This window comes from Mesorhizobium sp. M4B.F.Ca.ET.214.01.1.1 (genome assembly GCF_004791545.1).
GTDB lineage: Bacteria > Pseudomonadota > Alphaproteobacteria > Rhizobiales > Rhizobiaceae > Mesorhizobium > Mesorhizobium abyssinicae.
Genome location: NZ_SRUX01000003.1, coordinates 89,112 through 109,013, shown reverse-complemented (window position 1 = coordinate 109,013; position 19,902 = coordinate 89,112). Strand labels below are relative to the sequence as shown.

General features: G+C 64.4%; 18 protein-coding genes. 5 read left to right on the top strand and 13 right to left on the bottom strand.

Going from position 1 to position 19,902, the window contains the following annotated elements; translation table 11 throughout:
* Window positions 1–160: 160 nt before the first annotated feature.
* Entirely contained in the window at window positions 161–697 is a 537-nt protein-coding gene (locus EN857_RS06960) for an N-acetyltransferase (protein WP_127393572.1), read from the bottom strand.
* Window positions 698–971: 274 nt separating this feature from the next.
* On the opposite strand from EN857_RS06960, the gene EN857_RS06955 reads away from it, so the two are divergent.
* Entirely contained in the window at window positions 972–1,961 is a 990-nt protein-coding gene (locus EN857_RS06955) for a glutathione S-transferase family protein (RefSeq protein ID WP_127393573.1), read from the top strand.
* Between the two features lie 2 nt (window positions 1,962–1,963).
* Here EN857_RS06955 and EN857_RS06950 read toward each other — a convergent pair whose 3' ends face one another.
* Window positions 1,964–2,437, bottom strand: coding sequence for an NUDIX domain-containing protein (locus EN857_RS06950; protein ID WP_187331329.1), 474 nt, complete (start codon window positions 2,435–2,437; stop codon window positions 1,964–1,966).
* Window positions 2,438–2,535: 98 nt separating this feature from the next.
* Here EN857_RS06950 and EN857_RS06945 point away from each other — a divergent pair, with 98 nt between their 5' ends.
* On the top strand, window positions 2,536–3,471 hold the full coding sequence (locus tag EN857_RS06945; RefSeq protein ID WP_128346111.1) for a metallophosphoesterase: 936 nt from the start codon (window positions 2,536–2,538) through the stop codon (window positions 3,469–3,471).
* On the opposite strand, the gene EN857_RS06940 is transcribed toward EN857_RS06945, so the two are convergent.
* The 4 genes from EN857_RS06940 to leuA all read right to left on the bottom strand — a co-directional run bounded on the left by EN857_RS06940 (window position 3,461) and on the right by leuA (window position 8,710).
* Window positions 3,461–4,078 (bottom strand): hypothetical protein, encoded by a 618-nt coding sequence (locus EN857_RS06940; protein ID WP_127282257.1) that lies wholly within the window; start codon window positions 4,076–4,078, stop codon window positions 3,461–3,463. The two genes, EN857_RS06945 and EN857_RS06940, sit on opposite strands and share 11 nt — an antisense overlap.
* Window positions 4,079–4,166: 88 nt before the next feature.
* Complete coding sequence (locus EN857_RS06935) at window positions 4,167–4,949, bottom strand: alpha/beta fold hydrolase (protein ID WP_127391188.1); 783 nt, start codon at window positions 4,947–4,949, stop codon at window positions 4,167–4,169.
* 132 nt (window positions 4,950–5,081) lie between these two features.
* A complete protein-coding gene (locus EN857_RS06930; protein WP_135858244.1) occupies window positions 5,082–6,851 on the bottom strand; it encodes a hypothetical protein in 1,770 nt (589 codons plus the stop codon).
* A gap of 182 nt (window positions 6,852–7,033) precedes the next feature.
* On the bottom strand, window positions 7,034–8,710 hold the full coding sequence (gene leuA / locus EN857_RS06925) for a 2-isopropylmalate synthase (RefSeq protein WP_187331335.1): 1,677 nt from the start codon (window positions 8,708–8,710) through the stop codon (window positions 7,034–7,036).
* Between the two features lie 456 nt (window positions 8,711–9,166).
* Between leuA and EN857_RS06915 the strand changes: the two genes are divergently transcribed.
* Window positions 9,167–10,333, top strand: coding sequence for an ATP-grasp domain-containing protein (locus tag EN857_RS06915; RefSeq protein ID WP_127391191.1), 1,167 nt, complete (start codon window positions 9,167–9,169; stop codon window positions 10,331–10,333).
* Between the two features lie 3 nt (window positions 10,334–10,336).
* Complete coding sequence (locus EN857_RS06910; RefSeq protein WP_127391192.1) at window positions 10,337–11,113, top strand: alpha/beta hydrolase-fold protein; 777 nt, start codon at window positions 10,337–10,339, stop codon at window positions 11,111–11,113.
* A gap of 87 nt (window positions 11,114–11,200) precedes the next feature.
* On the opposite strand, the gene EN857_RS06905 is transcribed toward EN857_RS06910, so the two are convergent.
* The 4 genes from EN857_RS06905 to EN857_RS06890 form a co-directional block, all read right to left on the bottom strand.
* On the bottom strand, window positions 11,201–12,289 hold the full coding sequence (locus tag EN857_RS06905) for an AbrB family transcriptional regulator (RefSeq protein ID WP_127391193.1): 1,089 nt from the start codon (window positions 12,287–12,289) through the stop codon (window positions 11,201–11,203).
* A gap of 79 nt (window positions 12,290–12,368) precedes the next feature.
* Window positions 12,369–12,677 (bottom strand): putative quinol monooxygenase, encoded by a 309-nt coding sequence (locus tag EN857_RS06900; RefSeq protein ID WP_127282250.1) that lies wholly within the window; start codon window positions 12,675–12,677, stop codon window positions 12,369–12,371.
* A 49-nt stretch (window positions 12,678–12,726) separates the two neighbouring features.
* Window positions 12,727–13,515 (bottom strand): SDR family oxidoreductase, encoded by a 789-nt coding sequence (locus tag EN857_RS06895; protein WP_127391194.1) that lies wholly within the window; start codon window positions 13,513–13,515, stop codon window positions 12,727–12,729.
* A gap of 81 nt (window positions 13,516–13,596) precedes the next feature.
* On the bottom strand, window positions 13,597–14,034 hold the full coding sequence (locus EN857_RS06890; protein ID WP_127391195.1) for a DsrE family protein: 438 nt from the start codon (window positions 14,032–14,034) through the stop codon (window positions 13,597–13,599).
* 165 nt (window positions 14,035–14,199) lie between these two features.
* Here EN857_RS06890 and EN857_RS06885 point away from each other — a divergent pair, with 165 nt between their 5' ends.
* Window positions 14,200–15,282 carry a hypothetical protein gene (locus EN857_RS06885; RefSeq protein ID WP_127391196.1) on the top strand — a complete coding sequence of 361 codons (1,083 nt, stop codon included), beginning with the start codon at window positions 14,200–14,202 and terminating at the stop codon, window positions 15,280–15,282.
* 115 nt (window positions 15,283–15,397) lie between these two features.
* Here EN857_RS06885 and EN857_RS06880 read toward each other — a convergent pair whose 3' ends face one another.
* The 3 genes from EN857_RS06880 to EN857_RS06870 form a co-directional block, all read right to left on the bottom strand.
* Window positions 15,398–16,345, bottom strand: coding sequence for a cation diffusion facilitator family transporter (locus tag EN857_RS06880; protein ID WP_127282246.1), 948 nt, complete (start codon window positions 16,343–16,345; stop codon window positions 15,398–15,400).
* Between the two features lie 5 nt (window positions 16,346–16,350).
* Window positions 16,351–18,540, bottom strand: coding sequence for an anthranilate synthase (locus tag EN857_RS06875; RefSeq protein WP_127391197.1), 2,190 nt, complete (start codon window positions 18,538–18,540; stop codon window positions 16,351–16,353).
* A 238-nt stretch (window positions 18,541–18,778) separates the two neighbouring features.
* Window positions 18,779–19,834 (bottom strand): succinylglutamate desuccinylase/aspartoacylase family protein, encoded by a 1,056-nt coding sequence (locus EN857_RS06870; protein ID WP_127391198.1) that lies wholly within the window; start codon window positions 19,832–19,834, stop codon window positions 18,779–18,781.
* Window positions 19,835–19,902 lie beyond the last annotated feature (68 nt).

The window sequence follows — 19,902 nt, the reverse complement described above, 5'->3', positions numbered from 1 at the left end:
GACGCCGCGAAGGCGCAACGGCAGACGGGGTCAATCGAAGTTTCAATCGAGATCAATCGGCATGCGCCGTTTGACCCGGGGATCGATTGGCATGCGCCAATCGACCCGTGGATCAATCGTACCGATTGACCGGGATCAATCGTGCCGATTGACCCGTGGATCAGGCTATTGCCGGAATTTGTTCGGGCAAACGCGCCTGATCCGCATGGCCGACCTCGCCCGTCAGTTTGGCCACGGCGCCCGGCTTGATTTCGTGGTGAAGCAGCCTGTCGAGATCGACGGGGCGCGGCATGGAAATCTGACCGCGCGGGAAGCGTTTGAAGCCGAGCGGGCCATAATAGGGCTCGTCGCCGACCAGGATCACGGCCGGTGCGCCGGCCTTGGCGGCGGCTTCCAGCGCGATCGCCACAAGCCGGCGGCCGATGCCGAGATTCTTGAAGGCGGGGCGCACCGCAAGCGGTCCGAGCATCAGCGCGCGCCCGGCGCCGGCGGCGATACGCGTCATCCGCACCGAGGCGACGACGGTGTCGCCATCGACGGCGACGAAGGACATCGCGCGATCATGCCCTCCGGCCTCGCGGATCTTGTAGGCGGCAAGCACGAAACGGCCCGGCCCGAAGGCCTCGTCGTTAATGGCTTCGACCTCGGGGTCATGCGCCGGGGTTTCCGGCAGGTATTCGACGTCGGCAAGGCTCATGGTCTTCGCGTTCCGGTATGCGAGGAAAGGTTTGCTGCAAGCGGCAGCGTTCGCCAGTCAGCGCTTCATCAAGCGCGGGCGCCCTTTCGTCGTCGGTCGAACCGGATTGTGGCAAAGTCCAACATGCGGGTTTTCCGCTAGCATCAATTTCCGGCCGCTGCAATCCGCCGTTTTCGTTCGCCGATTCCGGCAAAGTGACGGTCTGTTCAGCAGATCGCGTCTTCGGGATCGCCGCCGTACGCCTACATGCACCTCAAGCGTCAAGGAGATTTGCATGGGATTGCTGGTCGAAGGCAGGTGGCAGGATCGCTGGTACGAGACGGCCGACAATGGCGGCAGGTTCGTGCGGGCGCAGTCGCAATGGCGCGACTGGGTCACGCCCGACGGCGCGCCGGCCGAAGGCCGTACGCGCGGCTTCAAGGCCGAGCCCGGCCGCTACCATCTTTATGTCTCGCTCGCCTGTCCGTGGGCGCACAGGACGCTGATCTTCCGCGCCCTGAAGGGCCTGGAAGACGCAATCTCGGTCTCCATCGTGCACCATTTCATGGGTGCGCACGGATGGACCTTCCTTGCCGAAGACGGCGCCACCGGCGACACGCTGCATGGTCTCGATTTCCTGCACCAGGTCTACAGCAAGGCCGATCCGGCCTATTCGGGCCGGGTGACGGTGCCGGTGCTGTGGGACAAAAAGGAAGAAACGATCGTCTCGAACGAATCTTCCGAGATCATCCGCATGCTCAATTCGGCTTTCGACGAATGGGCCGACAAGAGCGTCGATTTCTATCCCGAGGCGCTGCGCGGGGAGATCGACCGCGTCAACGCACTGGTCTACCCGGCCATCAACAACGGCGTCTATCGCGCCGGCTTCGCCACCACGCAGGCCGCCTATGAGGAGGCGTTCGAAGAGCTGTTTTCGGCCCTCGACAGCCTGGAGGGGAGGCTGTCAAAGCAGCGCTATCTCGTTGGCGGCCGCATCACCGAGGCGGACTGGCGGCTGTTCACCACGCTGGTGCGCTTCGATCCGGTCTATGTCGGGCACTTCAAGTGCAACCTGCGCCGCATCGCCGACTATCCGAACCTGTCGAACTATCTGCGCGACCTCTACCAGGTACCCGGCGTCTCGAAGACGGTCAATCTGCATCACATCAAGGCGCACTACTACGGCAGCCACAAGACGATCAACCCGACGGGCATCGTACCGGTCGGGCCGGAGCTCGGCTATGCCGCGCCGCATGACCGGGCGCGGTTCGGGAAGGCTGCCTAGAGTTACCAATAAGGCGAGATCTCGGCCTTCGCGAAAATCTCGGCGATCCGCCGCAGCGTTGCAGGCGTCGTCGCTTCCGGCAAACGGTCGAGCGGGAAGAAACCCGCCTCGGCGATTTCGTGGTCGGGCAGTTTCGGCGCGGTCTGTTTGAAGCTCTCGATCAGATAGAAGCCAACATGGTCGCGCTTGCTGGAGCGACGGTTGAAATGCACCGACTTCAGCACAGGCGCGGCCGTAATCGTGATGTTGCCCTCCTCGGCCAGCTCGCGCGCCAGGGCCTCCAGAAGCGTTTCGCCGACCTCGACGCCGCCGCCCGGCAGCTGCCAGCCGGGCACATAGGTGTGGCGGATCAGGAAGACGCTGTTCGAGGCGCGATCGTGGACCAGGCCGCGCACACCGAGCGTCATCGGCCGCCTGAGCAGGAACAACAGATGGAACAGTCTTGCCCTGAGGCCCGGCCAGCCGGTCTGACGCATGGCCTGTTCCGGATCGAGGGGTTCCGTCACCGGGAGAACCGCGAGCCGGCGCAAAACCATGAGTGGAAAGCAGGCAGCGGCTCGCTTATGAAGAAGCTATGTTCAGGCTCGCGCATATTTCCGATGTCCATCTGGGGCCGCTTCCCGGTGTAACCTATCGCGAACTCGCCTCCAAGCGCGTGGTCGGCTACGTCAACTGGCAGCGCAACCGCCGCCGCCACATGCATGACGCGGTGATCGACACGATCGTCGCCGACCTCAAGGCCAGCCAGCCGGACCACCTCGCCGTCACCGGCGACCTGGTCAACCTGGCGCTCGACGGCGAGATCGAGATGGCCAGGCACTGGCTGGAGACGCTGGGCTCGCCCGACGACGTTTCGGTCGTGCCCGGAAATCACGATGCCTACGTGCCGGGCGCCTTCGACAAGGTCTGCCGGTCATGGGCGGCGTGGATGAGCGGCGACGGCACCGGCGGGCCGGTCGACCGCAATGCCTTTCCCTATCTGCGCGTGCGTGGCAATGTCGCGCTGATCGGCGTTTCGACGGCGCGCGCCACCGCGCCGTTCATGGCCAATGGCTTCTTCAGGGCAGGCCAGGCGCGAAGGCTCGGCAAGATACTGGACGCAACGGCCGGCAGCGGCCTGTTTCGGGTGGTCATGATCCACCATCCGCCGGTGCGCGGCGCCGTTTCCCAATACAAGCGCCTGTTCGGCATAGAGCTCTTCCAGCGGACGGTAAATCGGCATGGCGCCGAGCTTGTCCTGCACGGCCATTCGCACGATCCGAGCCTGTTCTTCATCGGCACTCGCGGTGTCAGGATCCCGGTCGTCGGTGTCGCCGCGGCCGGGCAGGGGCTCGGCGGCAGGCACCCGGCGGCGCAGTACAATCTGGTCGACATCGAAGGCGAAAAGGGCGACTGGCAGGTCCGCCTGACCCGGCGCGGGCTGACTGGACCGGCAATGCCGCCGTCGGACCTGCAAGTGATCGAACTGGGAGCCGATGCCGAGGCATCGCGCCCATTGGTCAAAAGCTGATTTTCATCGCCGCGAGACGATCCCAGAACAGCACGAGCGATACGGCAAGCCCGACCAGTGCGCCGGCCGCAATCAGGCCGAGACCGGACAGGACAGCCGACCAGGCCCTGCCGCGCCGGGCCGCCCGCAAAGGCGGTTCGGCTTCCGTCACCAAGGCGCGCTGCAGCCTCGGGATGGCATGTTCGGCACCGCCTTCCATCATCCGCTGTCGCTCGACGACGCGCTCTGCCACATAGCGTGTCACCTGATCGGCGACGACCTTCATCTCGCTCGATTCAGCGAGGACCACGCGGCCGATGCGCGTGTCCCTGAGGAAGCGATAGGTGCGACGGTCGCGGCCCATGGCGACGTGGCTGACGGCATCGATCCACAAGCGCGGCTGCAGACCGGACGAGACCGCGAAGTCGAAATTGTCCATGTCGGTGGGCACCTCGGCAAAGACAGGGGCGAGCTCGGCGGCAAGCAGATCGAGCCGCATGCGGTGCGCATCGCGCATGTCGACGACGATATCGTCGCGATCGGCGAAAGCGTTCTTCACGTCGCGGATGGCGTCGGACAGCTTGTGCGACGCCTCGATCGGGGTGGTCTTCTCGCCTGCGTCCTTCATCGGCGGCTGCCTCGCGGTTGGTTAACAGGGGGTTAACACAGTCGCCGGCAAAATGCACTGCCGAGATGGCGGTTCAGCCCTGCCGCCCTTACGCCATGGCCGAGCGCCTGGGGCGCCGACTTGTGTTGCGACGCACGGCGGAAGCGACCAGATCGGATGCTTCCTCGACCAGCATATGGCCGGCTTCCAGCACATGATGCAGGTGAAAATGCGCCGGCAAGTCGTTGGCCTGGGCAACCGGCAGCATGGCGTCGTCCGTGCCCCAGACCACCATCACCGGCATGGCGAGCGTGCCCAACTGTTCGCGCGGAATGGCGCCTTGCCGATCGTCCCTGGTCATGACGGCGGCGATCTCGACAAGCTTCTGTACCTGACCGGGGCGTTCGCGCATCTCGGCAAGCGTATCCACGATGTCTTCCGGGGGCAGGTCCCCCGGTCCGGACATGGCGGCCAAACAGGTACGGACCTCATTTCTGCCGGCGGCAGCCGCATAGCGGCGCAACAGCGGCCCGTTGATCTCCGTGCCAAATCCACCCGGCGCCAGAAGCGTCAGCGAGGCTACCCTTTCGGGCTCGCTCAACGCCATCAGGGTCGCGACCGCGCCGCCCATCGAATGGCCGACGAGATGCACTTTCTTCCTTCCGCGTGTCGCCAGGTCGGCGAGAATGGCCTTGGCGGCGGAGCGCGCCGATGTGCCTGGGACACCGAGTGAAAGGCCGTGGCCGGGCAGGTCGTAGGCAAGCGTCCGCAGGCCGGGAGACAGCGTCGAGATCACCCGGCGCCAGACATCATGGCACCCGCCAAAGCCGTGCAGGAAAACGACAACCTTCGAGCCGGCGCCCCGTTCGGCGGCATAAACGGAAGAATCCATGAAAATATATGAGTTTGTCCAAGCCCAAGCGACCGAACGGCCGCCCGGTAGTCAAATTGTGGCTCGATTGCTCCTTGTCCAGAGCAACAGTCAGTAAATTTTCTGCGATCAGCCGCGCCGGTCTAATACAATTTAGCTGGGGTTACCAAGGCCTGCTGCCTGCAAAGCTTGGACCAACCTGTCGGTGAGATCGGCGGGGTATTTCCGGTCGACGAAGGTCGCGCGCGGATCGGCGGCGAATTTCGGGAATTTGGCGACGAGTTCGTCGACCAACTGGCCGGCCAACTGGTCGCGGCCGGCAAGCTTGGCGCCGATCAGGCGCGCGGCCAGATAATGCGACTTGGTTGCGGTCGTCCGCAACGATTCACTGGCGATGGCAGCCTGCCTCGTATCGCCCAGCATGAATGCGCCGACAAAAAGTCCGTAGTCCCACCATGTCGGATGGCCGCTGAAGGTCTCGACGGCGTGCGCCATGATAGGGGTGCCTTCGCTGTACCTGCCGGCGAAGACCAGGCCGTAGCCGTAGGCCGCGGCCATGCCGAGATCGTAAGGGTTCAGCTCGTGGGCCTTGCGCATCCAGCGTATTGCTTCATCCGTATTGCCGAGGCGCGAATTGAGATAGCCATAGGCGCGATGCGCATAGGGGCTGGTCGGGCCGATCTGCACGGCACGATGGGCAAACGACATCGCCTGCTCGATCGTGGCGCCGGAGGGATAGGCGTAGTGATCGGTGACGGCCTCGAGATGCAGGGAGGCAAGCTCTGAATAGACGAGTGACGATCGCGCACCCTGGCGGGCCAGATCCTCGAGGCAACGGTAGGCGGCCTCATGCGTCGTGGCGCTTTGGTCGAGATAGTATCTGTCGTTGAGCACCAGGCATTGCGTCAGGCCGGTGCCGAGACCGCCTTGATCGATATAGCCGTAGATGGGCCCGGAGGCAGGAATGGTCGAGGTCAGTATGTTGGCGACGCTGTCCTCGACGGCGTCCGGCGCATTGTCCTCGGCCGTCAGGTTGCGCGACAGAAGCACCCTGCCGGTGGCGACGTTCTGCAGTTCGATCGTTACGTCGCTCGGCGTGGGTCCAGGCACGATGTCGAATACGAAGCTGGTGGCGTCGGCGGCCGGATCGTGGGTGCCGTCGGCGTCGCGTCCGATGAAGTCTATGGTGTCGAAACCGGCAAGGCCGGAGCGCAGCGAAGCTGCGACGCGTGCAGCTTCCGGACTGCTCGCCTTCACGGCGATGTAGATCAAAGGCAGGTTCTCCGCCGGCGGCGAAGCGACGCTGCTGGTCGCCGTCGTCTCGACCGTCGAGGCGGTATCCCCGCCGCCAAGCAAGGCATCGCCGCCCTGGCGAAGGATGAGCACGCCCAGCATGGCGATGACGAGGGCGATCGCGCCCCAGAAAAAGCGCAGGTGGCGGGTGAGCGATGGAGCAGGCGCCGAAGCCGCGGGCGACATCAGCGGCGCGGCCTCGGCAAGACCCGGCCCTTCGGGCAATCCCGACGGGACGCTGGCCGGTGCCGCGCCCTCCGCCTGCCTTTGCTCGGCCGGCAGGCGAATGGCATTCAGCTCATAGGAGGGAACATAGCCGCCGCGCGGGATGGCGATACGCACCGGTTCGGCAATGCCTTCATTGGCGAAATAGTGCTGCAGAAGCTCGCGCAGCCTGCCCGCCTGCACGCGCACCACGGCATCGGTCGACGGATCGAAATCGCCGTCCCGGCCGAAAACATCCATGGCGATGGAGAAGCCCTTGAGTCGGTCGGCCTCGCCGGCCTGCTCGCGCTCGACCAGATAGCGCAGCAGCTTTCGGGCACGCTCCGAGCGTCCGAATGTTTCGCTGGCAAGCAGTCGCTCAAGTGTCTCGCGCACTGCGGGGGCGGCAGGCGTGGCATGCTGCAAGTGTCGAACCTCTCGAAGTCGGCACAGGTTAGGGCGCGATCATATAGTGATGGGACTGCCGCACAAGCATACTTGTATTATGCTATCGCGTAAGCCACCGGATAATTGCCCATGGTTAACGGGGCCGGTATCGCAATGCGTGCGGAGCGCCGCGGACGTGCGACGCTCCGGGTAGGCATTGATCAGCCCGCCTTGCGGCCGACGATGCGGTTGGCGGCCGAGACCACAGCCTCCAGCGAAGCGGCGACGATGTTGGTGTTGATGCCGGCGCCGAACAGCTTGCCGCCGGGGTGCTCCATCTCGACATAGGAGATGGCGGAGGCATTCGAGCCGCGCTGCAGCGAATGTTCGGAATAGTCGAGCACCGACATCTCGACGCCGACATGCCGCGACAGCGCATCGACGAAACCATCGATCGGGCCGGTGCCGGTGCCGGTGATGGTCACCTCCTTGCCCTTGTCGAGGATCACCGCCTCGATCACGCGCCGGCCCTTCACCTCGGTGTCGGGATAGGTTTGGTGGTCGATGAATTTCAGCCGGGCGCGGGGCTGGTCGACATAGGTATCGAGGAAGCGCTCATGGATGCGCTTGGCCGGCACTTCCTTGCCTTCGGCGTCGGTGATCGCCTGGATGGCCTGGCTGAACTCGATCTGCAGGTTGCGCGGCAGATTGAGGCCGTAGTCGGCCTGCAGCACATAGGCGATGCCTCCCTTGCCGGACTGCGAGTTGATGCGGATGATCGCCTCATAGGTGCGGCCGACATCGGCAGGGTCGATCGGCAGATAGGGCACTTCCCAGAGCGGCGTGTTGGCCTTCTTCAGCGCCTTCATGCCCTTGTTGATGGCGTCCTGGTGCGAGCCGGAGAAGGCGGTGTAGACCAGCTCGCCGACATATGGATGGCGCTCCGGGATTTTCAGCTGGTTCGAATATTCATAGACGTCCTTCATCCGGTTGATGTCGGAACAATCCAGCTCAGGATCGACGCCCTGCGTGTACATGTTGAGCGCCAGCGTGACGATGTCGACATTGCCGGTGCGCTCGCCATTGCCGAACAGCGTGCCCTCAACGCGGTCGGCGCCGGCCATCAGGCCGAGCTCGGTGGTGGCGATGCCGGTGCCGCGGTCGTTGTGCGGATGCAGCGAGACGATCAGGTTCTCGCGATTGTCGAGATTGCGGCACATCCACTCGATACGGTCGGCGTAGATGTTGGGCGTCGACATCTCGACCGTCGAAGGCAGATTGATGATCAGCTTGTTTTCAGCCGTCGGCTTCACGATCTCGGTTACCGCGTTGCAGATCTCCAGCGCGACTTCGAGCTCGGTGCCGGTGAAGCTCTCCGGCGAGTATTCAAAGCGATAGCCGCCGCCGGCCTTTGCCGCCATGTCGGTGATCATCTTGGCGGCGTCGGTGGCGATGCGCTTGATGCCGGCAACGTCCTTTTCGAAGACGACGCGGCGCTGCAATTCGCTGGTGGAGTTGTAGAAGTGCACGATCGGGTTGCTGGCATCCTTCAGCGCCTCGAAGGTGCGGGTGATCAGCTCCGGGCGGCATTGCACCAGCACCTGCAGCGAGACATCGGCCGGCACGTTGCCTTCCTCGATGCACCAGCGGGCGAAATCGAAATCGGTCTGCGAGGCCGAAGGGAAACCGATCTCGATCTCCTTGAAGCCCATGTCGAGCAGCAGCGCGAACATGCGCGCCTTGCGCTCATGGCCCATCGGGTCGATCAGCGCCTGGTTGCCGTCGCGCAGGTCGACCGAGCACCAGATCGGCGCCTTGTCGATGACCTTCGACGGCCAGGTGCGATCGGTGAGGCCGACGGTCGGGTAGGGCTGGTATTTGCGAGCGGCGTCCGTCATGCCCTGGGCTGACCGTGTCATGCCCTTCTCGGCATGGTCGGCCTGGATGTCTTCTCGTGCGTTCATCGTCATCTCTCCCGGCGGCTCGCGGATCCGCCTTCAGACGGATTGGTGCCGAGCGGCGCCTTTACCAAAGTTTCGTTCGCTTGATGTGACTTGCCAACTGGCCAAGGAGCGTGCGCGTAAGCGGCGATTTCGACCGCCGGGCGCTCCTTCAGCGAACCCGGCGATCGCCGATAAGGCCGAGAAGAAGCAGAGTGGAAGCAAGCGCGCGCACGGTCTCGCCGGCAAAGCCGGTCGGACGGGAAGCGACGGAGGAAGCGCGCGTGTTCATGGCGGTTCTCATACAGGAGCGGCATTCGAGAGGCAAGTGCCGGCGCGGGCAGGCTCTTCCCCACGTCCGGCAAATGCGCCAAACTCGCAGGACGAGGCAGCGACGCCGGGGGAGGCCCATCCATGAATTTTGTGTTCTTCTCGCCGCATTTTCCGGCCAATGGCGCCGACTTCTGCGATCGGCTGAAGAAGGCCGGCGCCACCGTGCTTGGCATCGGCGATGCGCCTTATGAGGCGCTGAGCGGAAAACTGAAGGCGGCGCTGTCGGAATATTACCGCGTCGCCGACATGGAGGACTACGAGCCGGTGTTCCGGGCAATGGGCCATTTCATCCACAAATGGGGGCGCATCGACCGTTTCGAGTCGCTCAACGAGCATTGGCTGGAGTTGGAAGCCAACATCCGGACCGACTTCAATATCTTCGGCACCAAGCTCGATTTCGTGAAGAACCTGAAGCGAAAGAGCCGCATGCGCGCCTTCTTCCGCAAGAGCGGCGTCGAGACCATTCCGCAGCGCAAATGCTCCGATCGGGCGGGCGCCATGACCTTCATCCGCCGCGTCGGCTATCCGGTGGTGGTGAAGCCTGATTCCGGCTCGGGCGCCTCGAACACGTTCAAGATTTCCAATGCGAAGGAGCTCGACCAGTTCTTCCGGGACAAACCGGAGGGCGTGACCTTCGTCATGGAGCAATTCATCGAGGGGCTGGTGGTGACGTTCGACGGTCTGGTCAACCGCGACGGCGAGGTGGTGCTGGCGGCCAGCCACCGCTACGACCAGAGCGTCATGGAGGTGGTCAACCGCGACCGCCACATGAGCTACACCTGCTTTCCCGAAATCAGCCCGGCGGTGGAAGAGGCGGGCCGCAAAATCCTCAAGGCGTTCGACGTCCGCGAGCGGTTCTTCCACATCGAGCTGTTCGAGACCAAGGACAAGCGCGTCATCGCGCTCGAGGTCAACATGCGCCCGCCGGGCGCCTGGATGACGGATGCCATCAACTACACGTTCGACGTCGACGTCTATGCGGCATGGGCCGACATGGTGGTCAAGGACGCCGCCGGCGGACCCTACGAAGGCAAGTATTTCACCGCCTACGCCAGCCGCAAACGCCACCTCCACTATTTGCACAGCCATGCGGACGTGCTAGCCGCCCATGGCGACAAGATCGTCCATCACCAGGCCATCGAAGAGGTTTTCAGCCGCGCCATGGGGAATTACGCCTACCAGATGCGTTCGAAGGACCAGACGGCGCTGCGCCAGGCGGTCGACTACATCCACGCGGAAAAGGCGTGAGCGATGGACGTGTCCTACCACAAGGGGTTTGCCAAAAATCTCGGCCGCGACATGGAGTACAAGCGATACGGCCACGCCGGCCGGCCGGTCGTGGTGTTCCCGACCTCGCAAGGGCGCTTCTACCAGTTCGAGGATTCCGGCGGGGTGGGGGCGCTGGCCGAGTTCATCGATACAGGCCGCATCCAGCTGTTCACGCTCGACGGCATCGATTCCGAATCCTTCTTCGACAAACATGGCGATCCTGCGCAGCGTATCGCGCGTCATGAAGCCTATTTCCGCTATGTGCGCGAGGAAGCACTGCCGGAACTGCAGTCGATTGCCGCCAAGGCCAATGGCGGGCGCAATCTGAAGCCGCTGTTCTCTGGCTGTTCGATGGGCGGCTATCATTCGTCGAACTTCGTCTTCCGCTTTCCGGAACTGGCCAGCGGCGTCATTGCGCTGTCCGGCGTCTATTCGACCCGCGATTTCTTCGGCCGGTCGCTCGAGGGCAGCATCTTCTTCAACTCGCCGCTCGACTATTTGCCGGGCATCGTGGACCAGAAGCTGCTCGGCCGGCTGCGGGCGCTGAGGCTGATCTTCTGCTGCGGGCAGGGCGCCTGGGAAGAGCGCATGCTGATCGAAACGCGCGAACTGGAACAGGTGCTGCGCGACAAGTCCATCCCCGCCTGGGTCGACTATTGGGGCGGCGATGTCAGCCATGACTGGCCATGGTGGCACAAGCAGCTGGTCTATTTCTTCGGCCGCTGGCTGGACGAGGACCTGATGAAGCGGCTGGATTGAACCGCAACCGACCCGGTCCGCGGTTTTGCGAAGCTTGCCGATGCCGGCGGCCCAAGGGCCTTTCCAGGCAGGTTCGGGCGCTTTGCCTTATTCCTTGATGCTTCTCGCCACCAGCCGCGCCACGCTCGGGCCGACGAGCAGCACGACGAGGAAGCGGGCCGACTGCAGCGCCATGACGAAGGAAATGTCGACGTTCTGCGCCGCGGCGGCGATGATGGCGACGCTGTCCATGCCGCCGGGGCTGGTCGCCAGATAGGCAGTGAGCGGATCGATGCCGAGCACGCGGCTGATGACGAATGCCATGCCGCCGCAAAAGGCGATCAGCGCCACGATCGAGCCGATGATCTGCGGCAATGCGCGGGTCGCGTCGCGCAGGATCGGCCGGGTGAAGTTCAGGCCGATCGACCAGCCGATCAGGGCGTAGCTGACGGCGAGCAGCCATTGCGGCAATTGCATCTCCACGCCGAAGCCGAGATGGACGATGGTGCCGAAGATGAAGGTGCCGAGGAAGAACGGCGACGGCAGCCGGCAAAGCCGACCGAGCAGGCCGCCGACAAGCGCGACAGCGAGCATCGCGGCAAAAGCCTTCCATTCGATCGGCGGGAACCAGACGATGGCCGGGGCTTCGATGCCCGATGTGTCGACCCACATGCGGGCGATCAGCGCCGCGGTCATCGAGACGAAGATGACGCGCAGATACTGCATGAAGGCGACGAGCCGCTGGTCGGCGCCGAAGGCGCCCGCCATCAGCACCATGGCCGTGGCCGCTCCCGGCGACGAGCCCCAGACGGCCGTGGTGCCGGGCAGTATGCGCCAGCGGCTGATCAGCCAGCCAAGCAGGCTGGAGGCGGCGACGGTCGCAATCACGGCGCCAAGGAAGAGCGGCCATTCCTTGTAGAAGACGGGGAAGATGTCGGCGGAGATCGAAGCGGCGACGAGGCAGCCGACGACGGCTTGCGCCGAGCCGAACAAGGGGCGAGGCACGCGCACCGTGGCGCCGTTGGTTCCGGCGAGGATCGCCGCCAGCATCGGTCCGATCAGCAGCGCCGCCGGCAGAGCAGCGACTTCCAGCGCGCCGGCGAACAGCAGCGAGAGCGCCAGCAGCACCAGCCACTGCCGGGGCGGACGGAGTCGCGCCATGCGTTCAACGGGCGGTTGTTCCGGCGAGGAGTCCATACCCGGCTCTTAGACCGGGCGGGGACAAATGCGAACCCATTTCCCGCGCAAAAGTCCTGATTTGCGTTGCTCCAGGGCGTCAGCCGGTGTTGCCGGCGGGCAAGCCGAAGCCGCCGACGGGATGGGTCTCCACCTGGAATTCAAAACCGGCGATGAAGGGCCGCGCCTTGGCGATCGCCGCCTGGACTTCCGGCAATTGCAAGGACGTCTTGTGGCTCGCCTGGTCGGTCCACACCTCGGTGACCCAGATCGCGTCGGCATCGGCGGGGTCGGTGGCGATGATGTAGCTCAGGCAACCGGGCAAGGCGCCGGTGCTTTCGCGCAGCACGTCCATGACCGCATCGCGCTGACCGCGCGCCGCCCGCATCTTGCCGATCAGTCCGTACATTTGCCCATGTCTCCTTACGGTTGCGCGACAAGAGTATGCAGTCGGCGCCTCACGGCATCAACTGGCCACCGTTCACCTCGATCACCTGGCCGGTGATATAGCCGCTCAACAGGTCGGACGACAGGAAGAGATAGGCGCCGACGCAATCCTCGGCGGTGCCGGCGCGCCCCTGCGGAATGGTGGCGACCATGCCCTTCATCTGTTGATCGGTCGAATAGCGTTCGTGGAAGGGCGTGGCGATGGTGCCCGGCGCCACGGCGTTGACGCGGATGCCGAAGCCGATCAGTTCCTTGGCCATGCCGCGGGTCACGTTGGAGACGAAGGCCTTGGCCGAGCCGTAGAGACCGGCACCACCGCCGGCGCCATTGCGGGCGGCGATCGAGGAGGTGTTGACGATGAAGCCACCCTGGCGCTTCAGCCAGGGTATCGCCTTGCGCGAGGCGGTGAGCACGGACCGCGCGTTGAGATCCATCACCGCGTCGTAATGCGCCTCGGTCTGCTCGGCATAGGCAATCCGGCCGAGCATGCCGCCGGCATTGTTGACCAGCCCGTCGAGGCGGCCGAAATGGCTGGCACTCTCCTCGACGACACGCTCGACATCGGCGGACACCGAGAAATCACCCTGGGTGAGGAAGACCTCGCCGCCGCGGTCGCGGATGATGCCGGCGAGCCTCTCGGCGGCCTCGCGGCTCGCATTGTAGTGGAGCGCGACGCGGCATTTCTGCTTCGCATAGGCCAGTGCAAGGGCGGCGCCGATGCCGGTCGAAGCCCCGGTGACCAGCACCGCTCTATCTGCGAGATCCGGGATGACAAGGGCAGAGCTAGCGGTCGCCGGCATTTCGATCCTCCGAATTTTCGCCCGTCCTTCGTAGGACCTCGCCGCCCCGGTATTCAAGCCCCCGGTCGTAACCCCGGGACTCTAGGGCCTGAGATAGACATAGCCCTGGCGCTGCAGTTCGGCGAGCTTGACGACGCCGCCCTTGTCGGCAACCTGGAAGCCGGCGAGCAGGTCGGCAAGCGTGATGTCCATGCCATGCATGGTGTTGCCGCAGGCTTGCGGAACCAGCCCCTGCTGGACCAGCCCGGCAAACCGGCTGGACGTGGCGCCGGATGCGGCCTTGGTCTTAAAGGCCGCAAGGGCCGGGCCATGCACGACAAGCACGATGTCGACATTGCCGCCGGTGCCTTCGTAGTGGTTCTTGATGTTGCCGAGGACGAAATTGGCCTTGTCGACGTCGCTGAGGTGATAGGCGACCTTCAGCCTTTCCTCCTCCGCGGCAGCCGCCTTGACCTGGCGCAGTCCGAAAAGGCCGGCGGCCCCGGCAAGACCGACACGGAAAATATCTCGGCGCAGCATCGCTCTTCCTCCACCAGCCGGGCACTATGGCCTTGCGTGGCCCCGGCCTCGCTAACCATTTGTTTCTACGCAATTCCCTATGGAAAACAGTTACACGCTTTTCCCGGAACTGCTCCTAGACTAGCATGAATCGCAGTCACGTCCTGTCGGTGGGAGGAGGGTCACATGACGTCGAGGATAGCGGTGGGCGCGGCGCTTGGCGCTGCATTGTTCGTTGTCGGCGCGGCTCTTGCCGACGACACTCCCAAGCTGACGGAACTCAGCCCCAACGGCGCCGATGCCTGTTTCGGACGCGTCTACGACGCGGCGCACCTCAAGGCGCATCCAAAGCAGAAGGTGGCGCGCATCTTCTTTTACTATGGCCACGATCCGGTCAGCCGGCCGAACGAGGAGCCGAGCACGTTTGGCGGCGCCGCCTATGATGGCTTTCTCACCACCACGGTGCGCGGCACCAAGAAGCCGGAATGGGCAGCTGGCTGGTGCAATCGTCAATCCGAGGACGGCAAGAGCGGCCCGATCCATTGCGGCATGGAATGCGACCGCACGCTCGCTTCACTCAAGGTCGACGACAAAGGCCGGCTGATCGTCTCCAACGTACAGCCCGATGTCTATCTGGACGCCGGCGCGGAGGAGGAACTCGGCACGGCGCAGTACAACAAGCAGGCGCTGGGCAGCGAGGACGACAATTTCCGCCTCGACCCGATGCCGGCCGCGACCTGCAAGGCGGAATTCGCGCGCATCGATCCGATCGATCCGGCGCTCGGGGCGCCATTGCGGGAGCGGCTGAAGCCCGACCAGGCGTTCTGCTATGGCCGCGATTACGATGCCGCGCATCTGAAGTCGCACCCCGACCAGGTGACGCAGTCGATCCGGGTTTTCCGCGGGCCGGTCGAACTCGCCTCCTACGCTTCAGGCGGCGATGTGGCCAACTGGCCGGACGGCGCCGACATCGCCGTTTCGGTGACGACCAGGCTGAAGTCGGGCAAGGTCACGCAGACCTATTCCTGCCGGGGCGAGGCCGACCAGTGGCGCTGCGCGGCAAGCTCGAAGATGAGCGATTTTGCCTGCGACGTCTCGCAGAAGGAGATTTTCCTCAAGCGCGGCGCCAACGGCACGATGATGCTGGCCAACCCCAACAGCGCGCTTGCCATCGTCGATCTCTGCTCGAAGGCGGCGGATGGCAAGACGAAGTCCGACGACAAGGTCTATCGGCTGAACCCAATGCCGCAGTCGGCCTGCGCACCGTAAGGTCTGTCGTTTCAGGTGATGCCGGCCTGCGAACGGCAACTTCCTGCGCTTCCGGTGCTCACGTACTTCAAGTACGCTCCGCTCCGGTTCTCGCATCAACAGACCTTGCTCGAGATCAAGCGAACGGCACCGCCGTCGTGCCCTTGGGCAGCTTCGCCTCATCGTCCGGCTCGACATGGATGGTGACGCGGACCGAGGGGATTTCGGCCTTCAGCGCGTCCTCGATGCGGTCGCAGATGACATGGCTGTCGCCCACCGTCATACCGGCGTCGACGACCATGTGAAATTCGATGAAGGTGGCGCGGCCGGCGATGCGCGTCTTGAGGTCGTGCACCTCAAGCGCGCCCTTCGAATTGGCCGAGATGATGTCGCGGATGCGCATATGCTCCTGCGTATCCACCGCGCGGTCCATGAGGCCGCTCAGCGATTCTCCGGTAAGCTTCCAGCCCTGGTAGAGGATGTTCAGCGCCACGAGCAGCGCAAGCAGCGGGTCGAGGATCCGCCAGCCGGTCATCACCGCGGCAACAAGGCCGACGATGACGCCGACCGAAGTCAGCACGTCGGTCATGATATGCTGACCGTCGGCGACCAATGCCGGCGATCGTTCGGCGCGGCCGTTGCGGATCAGCACCAAGGCCCAGGCGGCGTTGACCACAGCGGCGCCGCCGTTGATCATCAAGCCCTCCCAGGGCTGTTCGATCAATGCCGGGTTCTGCAGCGACTGCCACACCTTGGCTATGATCAGCATCGCCGCCACGACGATCAGCACGCCCTCGAGCACCGCCGAAAAATATTCAGCCTTGTGATGACCGAAAGGATGGTCGCTGTCGGCTGGTTTGTGGCTGATGCGGATGGCCCAGAGAGCGGCGGTCGCCGTGATGACGTTGACGATCGATTCCAGCGCGTCGGAATAGAGGGCGACGGAGCCGGTCATCTGCCAGGCGACAAACTTCAGCCCCATCACCAGGAAGGCGATGACGATCGACCAGAAGGCAAGGCTGGCAACCTTGCGCTTGGCTGCGGCTTTTGCCGCGGCCGCCGCCATGTCTTCCGTTGCGGCCATCGCTGCTAGGCTGCCTTTTCCTTGGCCTTGCGCGGCAGATGCGCAACGATGTTCTCGATGATGCGCATGCCGGCATTGTGGCCGAGCGTCATGATCGATTCCGGATGGAACTGCACGGCGGCGATCGGCTCCTTGCGGTGCTCGAAGGCCATGATGACGCCATCCTCGGTCTCGGCGGTGACCAGGAAATCGTCGGGCAGGCGCACCGGATCGGCGAAGATCGAGTGGTAGCGGCCGACGGTCACTTCCTTGGGCAGGCCGGAGAAGATGATGCCCGGCTTGGAGACGCGGATGCGCGACGGCTTGCCGTGCATCGGAATGTGCAACTGCCTGAGTTCGCCGCCATAGGCCTCGGCCAGCGCCTGCAGTCCGAGGCAGACGCCGAAGATCGGCAGGTCGCGGGCGCGCGCCTTCTTGATCGTGGCGGCACAGTCGAAATCCTTCGGCGTGCCGGGTCCGGGCGACAGCACGACGAGGTCGGGCTTCAGCCGTTCGAAAACCTCTTCCGGCACCGGCGTGCGCACGGTGGAGACATTGGCGCCGGTCTGGCGGAAGTAGTTGGCGAGCGTATGGACGAAGGAGTCCTCGTGGTCGACCAGCAGGATGTTGACGCCGTCGCCGACGTGCGCGGTGGCGCGTTCGGCACCGGCCGCATTGCCGGTCTTGGCGTCGCGGATGGCGGAGAGCATGGCGGATGCCTTCAGTTCGGTTTCGGCTTCTTCTTCCTCGGGAATGCTGTCGAAGAGCAGCGTGGCGCCGGCGCGCACCTCGGCGATGCCGTCCTTGATGCGGATGGTGCGCAGCGTCAGCCCGGTGTTCATGTCGCCGTTGAAGTTGACCATGCCGATCGCCCCGCCATACCAGGCGCGCGGGCTCTTCTCGTTCTGTTCGATGAAGCGCATGGCCCAGAGTTTCGGCGCGCCGGTGACGGTGACCGCCCAGGCGTGCGACAGGAAGGCGTCGAAGGCATCCATGCCCTCGCGCAGCCGCCCCTCGATATGGTCGACGGTGTGGATCAGGCGCGAATACATCTCGATCTGGCGGCGGCCGATGACACGCACCGAGCCCGGATCGCAGACGCGAGATTTGTCGTTGCGGTCGACGTCCGAGCACATGGTGAGCTCGGACTCGTCCTTCTTGGAGTTGAGCAGCTTCAGGATCTGCTCGGAGTCCGAAATGGCGTCGTCGCCGCGCTTGATCGTGCCCGAGATCGGGCAGGTCTCGACGCGGCGGCCATTGACGCGCACGAACATCTCCGGCGAGGCGCCGATCAGATATTCGCCCTCGCCGAGATTGATGAAGAAGGAATAGGGCGACGGGTTGATCGATTTCAGCTTACGGGAGATCTCGGAAGGCTCGGTCTCGCAGCGCTCGTAGAACATCTGGCCGGGCACCACCTCGAACAGATCGCCGCGCTTGAAGCTCTCCATCGCCCTCCGCACCAAATTGGCGTATTCGCCGGGCTCGTGATCGCCGCGCGGCGGGATGCGGTCGGCGGTCCTGAACGGCTCGACGGCGGCGTCGCGGTCCAGGCCTTCGGTCGAAAATCCCTCGCCGGAATAGTCGTAGCGGTCGGTCCAGGCCTTGGTCGAATAATGGTCGACGACCAGGATCTCATCGGGCAGGAACAGCACCAGGTCGCGCTGGCTGTCCTTGCGCTCGAGCTTGTAGTCGACCGGGTCGAACTGGAAGGCGAGGTCGTAGCCGAAGGCGCCATAAAGCCCGAGATTGGCGTCTTCCTCGGTCTTGAACAGGGCGGTGATGGCGCGCAGCACCGTGAACACCGAAGGCACGCGGCTGCGCTCTTCCTCGGTGAAGACACGGCCGGGCTTTGCCACATCGAGGCGAATGAGCTTCCTCGTGGACTCGGCGATCGTTACCTCGCTTAATCCGGCGAGCGTCTTGCCGATCACCGGCAGCAGCGCCTCGCCACGGCCGTTCAGCGCCTCGATGCGCATGGCGCGGCCGCGCGCCGAGATCACCAGCGGCGGGTCGATGATGGCGGTGTCCCAGCGCGTGTAGCGGCCCGGATATTCGTAATTCGAGGAGAACACCGCGCCGCGCCGCGAATTGAGGCCATCGACATAGGCGTCGATCGCCCCGTCATAGGGCCGGTCGTGGCGCTCGCGCGTTATCGTCACGCCGCCGGCGGTGACGAAGCGCTCGGCCCCGTTGTCCAGAACTTTTGTCGTCATTGCCGTCTCCATCAGCGTTTTGGGCAACGGACCCGGGAATGGCTTAAAAAACAAATGGCCGCCCGGACATTCCGTTGCGGCCACCCTCTCTATTCACGCGCACGCGTTCGAACAGGCCGCTGTCAGCGAGCCCACCACCAAACAGTCTTATTCGAGCGCATGTTCATGGGATTCCCATAGCGGCGAATGGACGGCCGCGCAACTGGATTCCACGAAGCTGGTAAAGGGCCTGCCTCTCTCAGTCCTCCAGCGTTCCCGACCTTGCGTCGTCGCTCCTTTTGTCGCCGACCAGCTTCAGAAGGTCTTCGCCGGCGCGGATGATGCGCCGCGAACGCCTGGTCAGGATAAGGCCGGCCTGGGGCGCGAACACTTCCATGCTGCCGCCCGTTTCGCCCGGGGCGTGGACGATTTTGGCGAGCCGCGCTCCCTTGGCGACGCGGTCGCCGGGCTTCACGTCATAGACGACCGCGCCACCCTTCGGCGCCGGCATCATGTCGATGTTTTCCAGCGGCGCCACGGTGCCGGTGAAGGCGCCGGGCGTGGCCAAGGCGGGATCGGCGACAACGCCGCGCGCGACCAGCAGCCGATAGAGCCCCTCGGCATCGGAAGCGGCCAATTCGCCGTCTACGTCGAGTATGCCGCGATACTCGACCGTGGTGGCGACCCGCCGGTCAAAACGCGCGACTTCGGCAGGAACGTTCTGATAGGGCATGATCGAGGCGCCCTCGAAGGTGCCGTCAGTGTCCTCGTTCCACAACAGCACCGCATCGACGCCCATGGCCGCCGCGCAATCGGCCATCGCCGGCCACAGGCTGGTGTGGATGTAGAGGTAAGGCAGGCCCTCGTCGTCGCAATGCAGGTCGAGCACGATGTCGTGGCCGAGCGAGAGTTGCAGCAGTCGCGACTTCAGTCGCTGGTCGGGTGTGGCAAGAGTCGTATCGGGCAAAAGCGCGGTGTCGGGGGCGGCAAGCAGCGGGAAGCCGCGGTTGAAATTGGTGCGCGTGCCAAGATGGAAGCGGCCCTGATGCTCGCCGAAATGGTACTGGGCGCGGCCGATCGGGTTGGCCCAAGGCACGATGGTGATGGCGCCCATGATGCGGCCCTCGGCTTCGGCCCTGGCGAGCATCGGCATCAGCGCGTCGATGGCGACCACGCCCGGCAGCTCGCCGGCGTGGAGTGCCGCCTGCAGATAGGCCGAAGGCGCCGCCTTGTCCGTTCCCTCGAAGCGGAGGACCGGGAATTCGTAGGAAACACCCTCGCTGTCGCCGGCTATGCGTTCGATCGATCTGTGCATGGAGGCCTCCGGGAAAGAGGCGAACCCATGCACTTTTGCGATTGCGCTGTCGATTGGTCCAGGCCGAG